At 66.4% G+C, this 12616-nt stretch carries 15 protein-coding genes; 9 read left to right on the top strand and 6 right to left on the bottom strand.

Annotated features, from left to right (window positions below):
• Positions 1-36: 36 nt before the first annotated feature.
• A complete protein-coding gene (locus ACN6M5_RS06680; protein ID WP_434948980.1) occupies positions 37-1317 on the bottom strand; it encodes an RNA-directed DNA polymerase in 1281 nt (426 codons plus the stop codon).
• A gap of 1309 nt (positions 1318-2626) precedes the next feature.
• On the opposite strand from ACN6M5_RS06680, the gene ACN6M5_RS06675 reads away from it, so the two are divergent.
• On the top strand, positions 2627-4231 hold the full coding sequence (locus tag ACN6M5_RS06675; RefSeq protein WP_434948979.1) for a hypothetical protein: 1605 nt from the start codon (positions 2627-2629) through the stop codon (positions 4229-4231).
• Between the two features lie 127 nt (positions 4232-4358).
• Here ACN6M5_RS06675 and ACN6M5_RS06670 read toward each other — a convergent pair whose 3' ends face one another.
• Positions 4359-4856 carry a DUF427 domain-containing protein gene (locus ACN6M5_RS06670; protein ID WP_434948978.1) on the bottom strand — a complete coding sequence of 166 codons (498 nt, stop codon included), beginning with the start codon at positions 4854-4856 and terminating at the stop codon, positions 4359-4361.
• Between the two features lie 35 nt (positions 4857-4891).
• Between ACN6M5_RS06670 and ACN6M5_RS06665 the strand changes: the two genes are divergently transcribed.
• From ACN6M5_RS06665 to ACN6M5_RS06650, 4 genes are all read left to right on the top strand, one after another.
• A complete protein-coding gene (locus tag ACN6M5_RS06665; RefSeq protein ID WP_434948977.1) occupies positions 4892-5503 on the top strand; it encodes an LON peptidase substrate-binding domain-containing protein in 612 nt (203 codons plus the stop codon).
• Positions 5504-5642: 139 nt separating this feature from the next.
• Positions 5643-6200 carry a DUF6998 domain-containing protein gene (locus ACN6M5_RS06660; RefSeq protein WP_434948976.1) on the top strand — a complete coding sequence of 186 codons (558 nt, stop codon included), beginning with the start codon at positions 5643-5645 and terminating at the stop codon, positions 6198-6200.
• Positions 6201-6226: 26 nt separating this feature from the next.
• Positions 6227-6613 (top strand): hypothetical protein, encoded by a 387-nt coding sequence (locus ACN6M5_RS06655; protein ID WP_434948975.1) that lies wholly within the window; start codon positions 6227-6229, stop codon positions 6611-6613.
• Positions 6614-6807: 194 nt separating this feature from the next.
• Positions 6808-7104, top strand: coding sequence for a hypothetical protein (locus tag ACN6M5_RS06650; protein ID WP_434948974.1), 297 nt, complete (start codon positions 6808-6810; stop codon positions 7102-7104).
• Between the two features lie 78 nt (positions 7105-7182).
• Here ACN6M5_RS06650 and ACN6M5_RS06645 read toward each other — a convergent pair whose 3' ends face one another.
• Both ACN6M5_RS06645 and ACN6M5_RS06640 read right to left on the bottom strand, forming a co-directional pair.
• Positions 7183-7902 carry a tetratricopeptide repeat protein gene (locus tag ACN6M5_RS06645; RefSeq protein ID WP_434948973.1) on the bottom strand — a complete coding sequence of 240 codons (720 nt, stop codon included), beginning with the start codon at positions 7900-7902 and terminating at the stop codon, positions 7183-7185.
• Positions 7902-8297, bottom strand: a complete 396-nt coding sequence (locus ACN6M5_RS06640; protein ID WP_434948972.1) for a DUF4190 domain-containing protein — start codon at positions 8295-8297, stop codon at positions 7902-7904. The genes ACN6M5_RS06645 and ACN6M5_RS06640 overlap by 1 nt, the downstream gene beginning before the upstream one ends.
• Positions 8298-8462: 165 nt before the next feature.
• Here ACN6M5_RS06640 and ACN6M5_RS06635 point away from each other — a divergent pair, with 165 nt between their 5' ends.
• Together ACN6M5_RS06635 and ACN6M5_RS06630 are read left to right on the top strand one after the other, a co-directional pair.
• Positions 8463-8936, top strand: a complete 474-nt coding sequence (locus tag ACN6M5_RS06635; protein WP_434948971.1) for a DUF8821 family protein — start codon at positions 8463-8465, stop codon at positions 8934-8936.
• 44 nt (positions 8937-8980) lie between these two features.
• Entirely contained in the window at positions 8981-9547 is a 567-nt protein-coding gene (locus ACN6M5_RS06630) for a GNAT family N-acetyltransferase (RefSeq protein WP_434948970.1), read from the top strand.
• A gap of 27 nt (positions 9548-9574) precedes the next feature.
• On the opposite strand, the gene ACN6M5_RS06625 is transcribed toward ACN6M5_RS06630, so the two are convergent.
• A complete protein-coding gene (locus tag ACN6M5_RS06625) occupies positions 9575-10795 on the bottom strand; it encodes an NAD(P)/FAD-dependent oxidoreductase (protein WP_434948969.1) in 1221 nt (406 codons plus the stop codon).
• Between the two features lies 1 nt (position 10796).
• Positions 10797-11588, bottom strand: coding sequence for an alpha/beta hydrolase family protein (locus tag ACN6M5_RS06620; RefSeq protein ID WP_434948968.1), 792 nt, complete (start codon positions 11586-11588; stop codon positions 10797-10799).
• 202 nt (positions 11589-11790) lie between these two features.
• Between ACN6M5_RS06620 and ACN6M5_RS06615 the strand changes: the two genes are divergently transcribed.
• The gene (locus ACN6M5_RS06615; protein WP_168689731.1) at positions 11791-12063 is read left to right on the top strand and encodes a hypothetical protein; all 273 of its coding nucleotides are present in this window, start codon (positions 11791-11793) and stop codon (positions 12061-12063) included.
• Positions 12064-12068: 5 nt separating this feature from the next.
• A complete protein-coding gene (locus ACN6M5_RS06610; RefSeq protein ID WP_434948967.1) occupies positions 12069-12443 on the top strand; it encodes a hypothetical protein in 375 nt (124 codons plus the stop codon).
• The last annotated feature ends 173 nt before the right edge of the window (positions 12444-12616 follow it).

Genomic DNA, 12616 nt, shown 5'->3' with positions numbered 1-12616 from the left:
GGCGGTGACTGAGCGCGACACTCGCCTCACGCTTCATCATCCACTAAGCCCAAGCCCCATCCACTCGTCGTCCGAAGCCTCGTCATAGGCGTCCGGCGGCTCTGGCGGCGGATCCTCAACGAAGACCTCGTCCTCCCATTCCCTAGGGTCAGAGAGCAGCCTCACCCCTCCGTCTCGCAGTTCTGAAAACGAAGGATCGTTCATGTCTTCACGCCCGTTTAGAAACGCCACATACCGACTCGGCCATTCTTCGTCCCTCGAGTAATCGTCGACCGGATCGGCGAGTGAATCAACCAACGCCGCGCGCCTTGCCTTGCTCGTCGGGCGCCGAGGCTGACTGAGTAGGAAAGCGTTAGCGAGGGGGTCGGTTGCGGCGCAGACTGCGTTCCAGCTCTCGTCGCTGATCTCTATATCCCGCAGCCACGTGAGGTGCAGCAGCCAGCAAATTGCGCTCGATTGGAGGTCGTTCGCATGCTTCTTGAGCAGGGTGTCAACGTCACTTGCGGCTATCTCACCATTCACGGTTCTTAGAGCATCAACCAAGACCGGGGTCGTATGAGGATGTGTGAAAGCCAGTTCAGCTAGCCGACTAAGGATTCGGCTTTGCTCGGCGGCTGGATAGTCGGCAATCTCTCGTCGGACACGGGATAACGCCCATTGGATTGCACTCGCGCTCGGATCGTTCAAAGACAGGTCGATCGCTCTGTCGATCATTTCCGAAGGGCGCGAATTGTTGGCACGGCGAAGTTCCCTAATCCAGCCGGGTTCGTCCGGCAAGGGAAGAGCCTCAACTGTTGTCTTCCGGCCATTGAGCTTGAGGCCGAATTCTCTGAGCGAGGATTCGAGTACGCGTACAAACTCCTCCGCCTCCGCTTCGGTTGCTGCGTAGGCGACGTAATCATCTAGGAACCGCTCGAAGCGAAAACGCGTGAGCCGCTCGTCGACGGTTTGAAGCAGAATCTCTGCCACGATCATCGAAGTCCCCGGACCCGTTGATACTCCTGTTGTCTCGCCGCGCCGCGCAAATCGCAGCGCACTGTCGATTTGGTTCGCTGGAAGCTCTGCGCCGCGATTAGCCTTCGCTGCCTGCTTTCCGAGAAGCGCCCACGGAATGGAGTGCGTGTATATCGAGTCATAAAACGCCGCGACATCGGCGTGTACCCGGAAGCGACTGCCGACACCCGGACGCAAGTGGGGTCTCGTCTGCTGCATCGAAACAATTCGACCATCGCTGTGTTGACGAATCTGAAATTGAGCTCGGTCCGAGTTCATGCGTGGGGCGACGACCGATTCCCAATGCTCGGCAAGTGTCTCCACGAGGGCTGAATACGGAACCGGATGCGGCAGTTCTATGCGCCTTGGGTTCCACCTGTAATGAGCGAGGCGAATCTCTGAGACAGAGTAACCAGGCATCGTCCGAGTACGTTTTCGCGACGAGTGTCTTCCGTTTGTATGGTTCCTAACAATCCGCGCCGAGACCCTGTTCAGGCCCAAAGTAGTCAAGCTAGGGGGCAAGTCATCACCACGGCGAGAAGCCCGCGGGACGAAATTCTGGTCTAGCAGCGCTCTGCGAACTTGCTCGCTTGACAGCTGACCGGCACTCATGTGGTGATGCTACCGTGAACTACTCGGTCTACCCACCGAAGGCGTCTAGCGCTTTCAAGACCCGCGCACCGTTTGGCGCCCAGCGCGTTCAGCTGCGGCGCGAGCCGACGCTAGGTTCGAGCTATGAGCGACGGTTACTGGCTGGCGATGCCTTGCGATTACTGCGGGGCTGGATCCTATGAGCAATGCAAGACCGCTTCAGGAAGCTGGCCGCGATCCGGTGTGGCCGATTGATTGAGTCCTGTAGACGTGTAGTTGTTCAGACAATCCAAGGTTCGGAAACGTCTTGCTGGCTGGGCTTTGGACGCTAGGAAGTAGAGAAGCTGTGCCGCTGCATCTCGATAAATTCCTCGAAGAAGGGCCCGTGCGGGCCTGTCAGGCTCGATAGCCTGGGTCGGAGCCAGGGTGCCCTGATGCGAACGTTCTTTTCTCGTGCATCACGGCATCGATGGTGCCTTGGTCTGCGCACCTCACCGCCGCCAGTACGAGGTCGTTACATGACATCGGCTGTGGAGGCATCCACCACCTGCGTGGTTTGATCGCGAATACGTCGGTCCGTGGAGCTTTTCGTTGGGTCCGGCTGAACGTTTCGACCACGCGGGCCCCAGCGACAGGAATGTCCGTATCGTCCGGTAGCCTCCCGTTCATGGATGGGAGCCAACTCGCGAACAGCACCTCGACCGCGTGGAGCAGCGAGTTCCGGGGCGTTGACCACGCTCGCTATCGCTCCACTCCGTGCAATGTATGAATTCTTGCTTCACGATTTGGGGGGGGGTAATTGGACGAGCTAGGGAGCACCGGATCCGCAGATTCAGTCCGGGCTCAGGGTTACAGGGCTTTCTGGACTGCTGAATCGGGACCGGGCTGGCGTGCCGAAGCGATACACCAGGCGGCGCGCTGGCTAGCACCGAAATTCAGTTCGGAGATTGATCTCTATTCGGACGGTGTCGTCAGAGGTTCGGCGGGGAACCGGCTTGAGGTCAGACACCACCAGGCCAATCATCAGAACGCTCTGCGCTTTGTGATGGACGAAACCAATGCTGGGGGGCAGTTCTCGACCACCCTCACCGCGGTTGAGGGCGAGCGCGAGGGTGGGTGGCTTGCGCTGGAGATTGTTCGCGCGGGTGGCGGTTGGGTGAACCGTCCGAGGTTGGCTGAATGGCTACTTGATGTATTGCCGCTGGCGGATGGTTCGCGCCTAGCTGCCGGGCCCCGGCATGTAGGGGTTGCGGATGTCGATGAGCTTCTCGCCCTTCTCGAGTCCTCGTCGCGCCGTGGTCCTATTTTCGTTGCTGGCACCGACAGTCGGATTCCGTTCGACTCCTTCGTGAGGCGCCTTTCGAAGTGGTCTAAAGAGACCGTCGGCCTCGCGCAGGTAATTGTTCTGGACCCGGATGCAACCGAAGCGTTTTCCAGCGCGGTCGGTAAGAGGTGGGCAACGCCGGCCTGGACGTTGCGCACTTATTTGCCTGGGTTGGACCTTGCCAGCACCGCGGGCGCTCGCGCGAACCGCATCCTTGGCACAGAACGACTGGCGCGGAATTCGGACAGGGAGATCATTCGCCTCCTTGGCCTCGTGGCCCGAGAAGTCCTGTCGACGCGTCCAACGCCTCAAGACCTGCTGCAATGGGGCAGGCGGTTCGAACGAATCGGAACAGCCGCCGCCGCCACGTTTGCTACGCCCGTGCGTCCGGAACGCCCCCGCGTAGACGTCGCGGCCGCGGACATGCACTTCCTGAGAGATTTGAGCTCCGCCCAGGCGGAGGCTGGGCGGCTTGCGCGCGAACTCGCGAGGGTACAGGCGAGCCTGGGTCTGCCGGACCTCTCGGAGGCCAGCCTTGCGGACCTGCTCGAGCTAGCGACGGCTGAGAGAATCGAGCCGCAAGCGTTCCATGAAGCGTCGGACCAGCTTGCCCGACTCCAGCAGCGCAATGACGTGTTGGTGGACGAAGTGGAGCTGGCGAAACTTGACCGCCTAGACGCGATCGAAGAGCTTGAAGCAGCAGAGAAGACTATCGATGATCAGAACAGGAGAATCAGTTATTTGACCCGATCGTTGGTCGAAATCGGCCGCCCGGATCTGGCGTTCGGCGGCACAATCGCAGAAAATGACGACCTCTCCGATCTGGGCGAAGAGCCGATTGATTTTGCAGAGTTCTTGGAGCGGCTCGGGGACCTAGAAGCCCATCACGTTATCTTCACGGGTGACGAACGAACCACGGCGGTTCTGCAAACGATCGACACTGAAGGCAAGGCGCTCCAACGAGCGTGGGAGGCCGTTACGACTCTCTGCGACTACGTCAAGGCGAAGGAGCGCGGAGACGCAAATGGTAGCGTCCACAAGTTCCTGGAGGATCAGCCCGTGGGTTATCGGAGCTTCCCCGTCAACCTGCACGCTGCTACGGAAACCAAGTTCACGAAAGAGCGCTACGGTGACGAGCGAGTCCTTCCCGTGCCTGACCATGTTGATCCGCGGGGCGAGACAACTATGCTCGAGCACTTCAAGCTAGCGCGGATCAGCCGGCAAGATCCACGGCTGTACTACTTCGACGACACGTCTCGATCCGGCAACATCTACGTCGGATACATCGGTCCACACATGACCAATTCGCAAACCGGGACCTAATGCCTGAACTGCGAGGGAGAAGTATCAACGCGGCCGGGTTGGTCGCCTCCGGCTCTAGCCGAGGACGGCGACCTGGTGGAGTTTAGGTTTAACGTCTAGCCGGCTTCACTCTCTGAATCCCCACCGTTCACCAGCCGCCTGACCCGGGCACCCCCTTGAACGGCCCAACGACGCCCTTCGTGATCCAGCCGCCGTAAAACCCTCCGGGTTGCGGCGTGACGACCTCGCCCTCGACCGTGCACTCGTCCATCTGTTGCGCGTAGACGGCGACGCGGTCCCGGAGCAGTTCGAAACCGGGCGAGGGATGCGGGTAGTTCCAGGCGCACGCAGACCGCACCTCGCCTCCGCCGCGCACGTCGAGATATCGTGCGGTGCCTTTGAACTCGCAGAACGACGAACCGTCGGCGTCGGCCAGCGCGCCGGGTGCGAAGTCCGCGATCGGGATGTAGTAGACCGGCGGATGGCTGGTCTCCAGCACCCGGACGACGTCTCGGGATTCGACGATGAGCTGCCCGCCCAGACGGATCGTGACGGGCACGGTGACGCGCTCGACGCGCGGCGGCCTCGGGTAGTCCCAGACAGACTCCTGTCCCCTTGCTGGGATCTCGGGGCGCGGTCGGGGCACCTGTTCACTCTACGTCTGCGGTGCTTCACTGGAGTATGGCCGCCTCACCGATGTTCCCGCTCGGATCCGTGTTGTTCCCGAGCGTGCCCATCCCGCTGAGGGTGTTCGAGCCGCGCTATCTCAGGATGGTCGGGCGGTTGCTCGATGAGGACGAACCGGGGTTCGAGTTCGGCGTCGTCCTCATCGAGCGCGGGTCCGAAGCCGGGGGTGGCGACCAGCGTGCATCGGTCGGGACGATGGTGCGCCTGGCGAGCGTCGCCGCGGGCGCCGACGACCTGCTCATCGTCGGCGTAGGGACCCGGCGATTCACGGTCGAGCGCTGGATTGACGAGGACCCGTATCCCCGGGCCGAGCTCTCGATGCTGCCGGAATTGGAGTGGTCCGAGGCGCTCGCACCCCTGCGGACCGAGGCGGAAGCGCTTGTCCGCCGCGCGATCGCCCGCGTCGCGGAGCCGCACTCGGATGCCGGAATCGAGCTGTCGGACGATCCCGTCGAAGCCGTGTGGCAGCTGGCGGCGATCGCCCCGCTGGGCGAGTACGACAGGTACGCGTTGTTGAGGTCGACGACGATGGGGGGTCTGCTGCGGCAGCTGATCGATCTGGTCCTCGACGCTGAGGAGTTGTGGTCCGTCGAGGGAGGCAGCTGACAAGCGTCCGCCGCCGGCATTTCCATCCGCACGAAGACCGCACCGCCGCCTAGGCTCGGAGGGATTGGACGCGAATGCGATGCCGCAGCATCGGGTTGTGTATGTCCGATTCAACGTCTGACCCTCAGGGAGCACACACATGGTGGACGAACTGCCCGACCTCAGGGGTTTCTCCGTCAGGCATCTGCTGAGGCTCGAGGCGGGCATCGTGTCCGAACTCCGGAGGCGTGACCTCGTGCGCACCAACAACAAGCCGTTGGGTGACATCGCCGAGCAGGTGGTCTTCGTCGCACGCGGTGGGGTCCTCGAACCGAACTCGACGAAGTCGCACGATGTCACGGATGCGGACGGCCAGAGGATCCAGGTCAAGGCGATGAGTGCGCGACGGGCGGGAAGGGCAGCGAAGTTCAGTCCTTTCCGGAGCTTCGACTTCGATACCGCCGTCTTCCTGGTGTTCGCGAGTGACACGTTCGAGCTCGCGCTCGCTCGCGAGGTGAGCGCCGCTCAGATCGAAGCTGTGGCTCGATACAGTCCGCACACGAATGGTCGCCAGCCGTCCCTGCGGCAAGTCGAGCAGCTGGGTGTCGACGTGACGGGCGAGATGCGCGACGCGTATGAGATGCTCGACGCCCACCTGGTCGAGTTCGGTGACGACGGATCCAGCCCCCGAACGTGGAAGACCGAGAGCACCGTCTGAGCGTTCGCGCGGTGTAAAACTGAGTCGTGGCCGACTCATCGGATATCTCTGGGGACATGACCGAGGAGTACTGGAACGCGGTCGTCTCTCCGCGGGTGGCAGCCGCCCGAGCCGAGCGTGAGCTCGCTACTCGTGGCCAGGAGCAGCTTGTGGCGGCGGTCGAGGACGTGTTGTTCCGGGCCGATCCCATCGGCATCAACTTCGGGACGAACACTGACGAGTACAGGGCCGAAGCGCAGTCGATCGTCATCCGGATGCCGGATGCGACGTCGGAAAGCGGCGTCCTGGACATCGTCCACGAGGTGTTCGTGACGTGGTTCGATTCGGAGATCGCGGGGTCGGCCGAGAGGTATGCGCCTGTCGCGCACGAGATCTGGACGGTGTGGAACCGCGCGATTCGCGCCGACGGCTGACGGGTGACGGCGATGTGTTCCGGTTCTCGGCCTTGTGTGTCGCGTCGGGAGATCCGGCCGCGCCTCGTGTCGAGTTCCTGCGGACGCTGGACTGACGTCGCGTTCGCGCCGAGTCCGTGGCCTCTTCGTCGCCGACCTGCCAGAGTGGTCGTGTGCAACCAGGTGCATCCGCTCGGCTGAGTCCCGTCCCGAGGATGCTGCCTGCGATCGGGATTCTGCTCGCGACCTGGATGTTCCTGTGGCTCGCCCAGGGTGTTCCCACTCTGTGTGCGCTGGCATACCCGTGCCCGGCCCCGGATGTTCGGGTCGCGCCCGCGTTGCTGTTCGGCGGGTTGATGCTGGTACCGGCGGCTGTACTCGTAGTGACCGCGTCGGCTCGTCGACCGTTCGACGGGGTGCGGTCGCTCGCGTACGTGGTGCTCGTGGCGCTTGCGGTGGTCGGGCTGGGGGCGGTGCTGTTCTCGGGCGGGTTCGCGGTCCCGACGTTCTGAGCAGGATGCAGCGACGCGGAACACGGGGCGCGGGATGCAGCCACGCGGGCTGCGCACCCGCCGACCGCATCGCGCCCGCTAGTCCAGCCCGGCGAGTCTCCGGATGGCGGCGTGGTCCCCGCCATCTGCTGCCTTCCGCAGCCAGGCGGCGGCTTCGTCGTCGCGTCCGTGTCGCTCAAGCAGGAGGGACAGGTTGAAGGCGCAGAAGGCGTCGCCGAGGTCGAAACCGTCGCGGTAGAGCTGCTCTGCCTCGTCGCTCCGGCCCGTTTCGTCGAGCAGATTCGCCAAAGGGAGGTAGCTGTCCAGTTCTCGGGCGGCAACTCCCGCGCGGAGGACCGCCTCCGCCTCCTGGTCGTCGCCCCTGGCCCTCAGCAGGTGGCCGAGGTCGGCGCGGGCGGAGGGGTAGTGGGCGGCGCCGCGTCGCAGCAACGCTTCCGCATCCGTCCGGTTGGGGGAGTGCCAGCGCCAATGTCCGAGGACTCCGGCGGCATGGTCGGCGAACTCGTCGGGCGTAGCGGTCGTGTCGAGGTACGCCTGCAGCAGCGCGTCGGCTCGCTCGTGGCGCCCGCGGTCATGTTCGAGCCAGGCGAGTTCGTAGTAGCCGACCGGATAGTCGTTCGCGATCAGCTGCGTATAGACGTCGGCGGCCCGATCCATCAAACCGCGAGCGGCCAGAGCGTGGCCGTACGCGAGCCCGGTCTCTCCGTCCGGCTTCTGAGCCCACCTCGCTCCAAGCTGCACCAGCTCGGGATGCTCGGGCAACTCCGGATGCTCGGGCAGCTCGGCGTCGAGCCGCATCAGAAGTGGGTCGACACGTAAAAGGAGGTCGGGGTGCAGGTGTATGTCGCGTTGCCCACGACGTGGACGCCGTCGCCCAGCCGCGCGCAGGTTTGAGCCGCGTCGACGAAGGCCGGGACGACGAGAGCGACGATCAGCCCGGTGACGGCGATGCCGACCGCGGCGATGATGATCCCCGCCACCGCGAGACCGTTGCGGTTGCCCGCGCGCCTGGACTGGACCAGGCCGACGATGCTGAGCACGAGTCCGACGATGTTCAGCAGGAAGAAGAACGACAGCACGAATCCGGCGATCCCCAGACCGCGACCGGGATCGAGCGGGCGGGGTGGCGCGGGCGGAGGGAAGCTGAGGCGTTCGGCCGGGCTCGGCGGCGACAGGTACGGATTGTCCGACATGCGCTGATTCTAGGGGTGGGCGTGCCGACTTCGAGAGTGGGGCCGGGGGCGGAGCACATCGTGGGGAGCGTGGTCGGCGTCGACGCGCATCCACCAGCCACCACCGGCTCGCGCTACCGTTGTCCCACGCAGCACCACACACGCACCACACGCAAGGAGCCCCACATGCCGTACACCGTCGACTTCGTCACCGTCTCCACCATTGGCTTGGAGTCCTCCCCGGTCGCCGACGCGCTCGCGGGGCTTCGCGCCAACGAGGCGCGTTATTTCCATAACAAGTATGATCACGACTTCACCGTCGGCTCGGTGGATGAGCCGGGGGAGGCGGCGGACGCGCTCGCGTGGGTGACGCGCATCCTGAAGGAGGAGCGGGACATCACCATCGCATCCCGGCCGCTGGAGGCGACCGCGTTCGAGGTCGACGGCATCCGGATGGCGTACGTGTTCTACGAGTCCGGGCTGTCGATCAACGTGATGTACACGATCGAGGAGGCGGGCAAGCGGGCCGTCGGACTCAAGCTGTCCGACGGCATGGAGGTTCCCGCGGAGCTGGCCGAGAAGTTCAAGTTCGCCAGGCAGAAGTCGAAGCTGGCCGGGACGATCCGCGGATCGTTCTTCGTGATCAAGGGCGAGTACTAGCCCGCCCCGTGCCGGATGTCGGTGGCGGCGGGTAACGTGCTGCCATGTCCATAGAGGTGCTGCCGGCGACCGGGCGCTGGGACGACTTCGCGACGTTCATGGTGCCACGCAAGCCCGGCGGTGGCGGGTGCGTGTGCATGTCGTACCGGGATGCGCGACTCGGGATGCCCGAACGGATCGAGTACATGAAGTCCGAGTGCTCGGCGGAGCCGGGGCCCGGGGTGCTGGTGTATCTCGACGGCGAGGTGGCGGGATGGTGTTCCGTCGCGCCGAAATCCACGTACCGGCGGCTGATGAACTCGCGGACCATCCCGCACCTCGACGAGGAGCGCGACCCGTGGTCGATCGTGTGCTTCGTGGTGCGCGGCGGCTACCGCAAGCGCGGGCTGATGCACGACCTGCTGGACGGCGCGGTGGAGCACGCACGCGCATCCGGTGCCGCGATGGTGGAAGGGTACCCGGTCGACTCCGGCGGGGAGCGCGTGGATGTGATCAGCGGGTACGTGGGCACGGTCGCGCTGTTCGAGAAGCACGGGTTCTCGCGGGTGCAGACGACGGATGCGCACTCGGGAGCGACGCAACGGTGGGTGATGCGGCGGGAGCTGGGGTGACGGGGGCGGCAGAACCCAGCGTGCCCGTCACACGCCCGCGTCGACCGGCGACAGGAACCCGGTCGCCGGGACGGCCGCCTCGCCCGTGAGCATGGCGGCGAGACGTTCGCCGACCAGCGGGCCCATCGTCAGGCCCGCCGCGCCGAAGCCGGCGTTCACGAAGAGGCCGTCCAGCCCACGGAGGGCGCCGACCACCGGGAGGTCGCCGTCGGCCAGCGGGCGCAGGCCGACGCGGGTCTCGATCACGGTCGCGTCGGCGAGGCCGGGCGCGACCGACAGCGCGTTCGCGAGGACCTGACGCTGGCCCTCCGCGGTCACCCGCGGGTCGAACCCCGAGCCGGTCTCGCGGGTCGCGCCGACCACCACGCGCGCATCGTCGAACGCGACGAGGTAGTGGCTCGCCACTGGGTGCACCGACGGCCAGGAGCGCGTGTCGGCACCGTCGACGCGCAGGTGCGTGATCTGGCCACGCTGGGGCTCCACCGGGATGCGGCGGCCGAGCGGTTCGAGCAGGCGGTTGGTCCAGGCGCCCGCGGCGAGCACCACGGCGTCCGCGTGGAGACGGCGGCCGTCGACCTCGATGGCCCAGCCGGTCGCATCCGCCGGGGCGGCGGGTGCGTCCGCATCCTCGGCGGCGATGGGTGCGCGCGCGTCCGCAGCGACGATGGATGCGGTGCCCGGCACCATCGTCGCGCCGAGGCTCTGCGCCGCGGCGAGGAGGCCAGCGCGCAGAGCACGGCCGTCGACGCGCGCGCCGCCCGAGATGTGCAGCGCGTCGAAGCTGTCGCCGAGGGGTGGGAACAGTTCGCGGGCGCGACTGTTCGGGACGCGGGAGACCTCGCCGATGGACTGCGCCTGCGGTGCCCGGGTGGCAAGGCGCGCCTCGATCTCGTCGAGGACGTGGGCGTCGCGGTTGACGATGAGCGCCCCCGACCGGCGGTAGCCGATGTCGCGCACGCCCGCGGCCGCGAGCTGGGAGATGAGTTCCGGGTAGTGGTCGGCGCTCGCCGCGTACAGGTCGTAGAACGGGCCGGAGGCAGTCGAGCTCCAGGGCTGGATGATGCCGGCGCCCGCCGCGGTCGCCTGGCCGGGGAAGTCTCCATCGACCAGGGTCACCGCGACGCCGCGACGGGCGAGGGAGAACGCGGTCGCTGCGCCGGCGACACCGGTGCCGACGACGATCGCCGAGGTGCGGGCGGGGGTGCGGGTGGGGCCGGTGGTGGGGCCGGTTCCGGTTGCGCGCGCCATCTCACACCACCCCATCCACGAACGCCGCCACCTGAGACACCAGCAGCTCCCGCACCGCGGCGGCCGGGAACGGGGACGACGCGAGCAGCCGCATCCCGTGGTCGGCGCCGGGTACCGGGACCACCCGGACGCTCGGGCGTCCCTCGGTCTCGGCGGCGACGGTGGCCGCGGTGCCGAACGTGTCGCGCTCGCCCTGCAGCACCAGCACGGGCACGTCAGGGGTGAGCAGTTCGTCGAGCCTGCTCGTGTCTGGCCGGCCCGGTGGATGCAGCGGGAACGCCAGGCAGACCACGGCGGCGGCCCCGGTGGATGCGGCGGTGCGGCAGGCCACGCGGGCACCGGCGCTGCGGCCGCCCACCAGGATGGGCAGGCCGTCGGCGATCCTGTCGACGGCGGAAGCGGTTTCGAGCCAGGCGGTGTCGAGGGCGGCGGGGCGGGAGGCGACGCGTTTGCCGGCGACGCGCCACGGCTGCTCGTAGCGGATGACCGTGATCCCGAGGGCCGGAAGGGCGGCGGCCAGGGCGGCGAGGTCGACGGCGTCGATGCCTCCGCCTGCTCCGTGGCCGAGCCAGAGGACCGCCCGCGGGCGCGGAGCGGCGGCGGCGGCAGACGGGGCGGCCTCGGCGGAGGTGGCAGGCGTTGCGGACTTGGCGGGCGTGGAGGACGCGGCGGACGCGGCGGACTCGGCGGACGTTGCCCCGGCGGCAGACGCGGCGACCGCCCCCGCGGCAGACACAGTGAGCCGCCCGGGCCCGAGGGTCGTCTCGACGGTGACGATATCGGCGGTGCGCATAAACCGACGCTACCGCTCCCTGGCGCACGCGCCCGGTGGACCATCCCGTCCACCTTAGTTAGAGTTTCTCTCACATTCGTCTGGCGTGTCGTGTGTGGAGAGGAGCATAATCGGGCGCGTCACGGCCTTCTGCCGGTCGTCGAGGGGTGAGGGACCGCCCTGCTCGAAGGAACGCGGAAAAACAGCCATCTGGAGGCGTGCCATGTCAGCGTGGGACGACAGTCATTGGGTTCAGGGATATACAGCCGTCATCAACAACGTCTTCACCGGGGGAGGCAGCTCCTGGATCGACTTCAGCCATGAGCTGGGGCGCGTCGGGTGGAGGCGCATCTGGGCCGACACCGATGCGGAGCGGTCGAACATCCTCGCCGTCGCCACCGCGGCGATGGGGACGGGGAAGCGGCTGCAGTACCGGGCGACCAACGCGGGCGGGCCGAACAACCTCGCCCAGATCACCGCACTGCAGACGGTCTGACGCTCATGGAGCACGAAGTGCTGCCGTGGGGCGACGTCGGCCGGACGGACGGGGACGTCGACGAGCGGGCGAACCCGCGGCACGACGCGTACGACGCGAAAGACGTCGGACCGTTCGCCGAGCTGGACAGGGCGGACGACAACGACGAGCGGGCTGTGCCTCGGGATGCGGTCCGCGACGAACCGGGGGAGCTTGCGCCGCTCGGTGATATCGACCGGATCGACGATGACGCGGACGCCGACGAGCGGGCCGTGCCACGGGATGCGGTCCGCGACGAACCGGGGGACCTGACGCCGCTCGGCGACCTCGACAGGAACGACGGAGACACCGACGAACGGGTGCATCCGCCGGAAGGGCGCGACCGGGAGGCCGCGTACTGAAACGTCACGCTGCGGGCAGTGGCAGACTCCCGCAGCTGGACGGTCGCCGGACACGGCACAGTGCCGGGTCCGGCGGCGCACGACAGCAGGATGCACGACAGCAGGATGCACGACAGCAGGTGCACGACAGCAGGATGCACGCAGCGAACCGGCGTCAGTCGAAGAAATCTCAG

The organism is Leifsonia araucanica, from assembly GCF_051161895.1.
Taxonomy (GTDB): domain Bacteria; phylum Actinomycetota; class Actinomycetes; order Actinomycetales; family Microbacteriaceae; genus Leifsonia.
Note: the sequence above shows the minus strand (reverse complement) of the source record. Positions and strands in the feature narration are given on the sequence as shown.

What these genes read in the sequence shown, in the direction of transcription:
- ACN6M5_RS06635 (WP_434948971.1), top strand. Translation starts at nt 8,463, where the DNA reads ATGCCGTACACCGTCGACTTCGTCACCGTCTCCACCATTGGCTTGGAG.
- ACN6M5_RS06645 (WP_434948973.1), bottom strand. Translation starts at nt 7,902, where the DNA reads ATGCGGCTCGACGCCGAGCTGCCCGAGCATCCGGAGTTGCCCGAGCAT.
- ACN6M5_RS06615 (WP_168689731.1), top strand. Translation starts at nt 11,791, where the DNA reads ATGTCAGCGTGGGACGACAGTCATTGGGTTCAGGGATATACAGCCGTC.
- ACN6M5_RS06625 (WP_434948969.1), bottom strand. Translation starts at nt 10,795, where the DNA reads ATGGCGCGCGCAACCGGAACCGGCCCCACCACCGGCCCCACCCGCACC.
- ACN6M5_RS06665 (WP_434948977.1), top strand. Translation starts at nt 4,892, where the DNA reads ATGGCCGCCTCACCGATGTTCCCGCTCGGATCCGTGTTGTTCCCGAGC.
- ACN6M5_RS06630 (WP_434948970.1), top strand. Translation starts at nt 8,981, where the DNA reads ATGTCCATAGAGGTGCTGCCGGCGACCGGGCGCTGGGACGACTTCGCG.
- ACN6M5_RS06650 (WP_434948974.1), top strand. Translation starts at nt 6,808, where the DNA reads ATGCTGCCTGCGATCGGGATTCTGCTCGCGACCTGGATGTTCCTGTGG.
- ACN6M5_RS06640 (WP_434948972.1), bottom strand. Translation starts at nt 8,297, where the DNA reads ATGTCGGACAATCCGTACCTGTCGCCGCCGAGCCCGGCCGAACGCCTC.
- ACN6M5_RS06660 (WP_434948976.1), top strand. Translation starts at nt 5,643, where the DNA reads ATGGTGGACGAACTGCCCGACCTCAGGGGTTTCTCCGTCAGGCATCTG.
- ACN6M5_RS06620 (WP_434948968.1), bottom strand. Translation starts at nt 11,588, where the DNA reads ATGCGCACCGCCGATATCGTCACCGTCGAGACGACCCTCGGGCCCGGG.
- ACN6M5_RS06610 (WP_434948967.1), top strand. Translation starts at nt 12,069, where the DNA reads ATGGAGCACGAAGTGCTGCCGTGGGGCGACGTCGGCCGGACGGACGGG.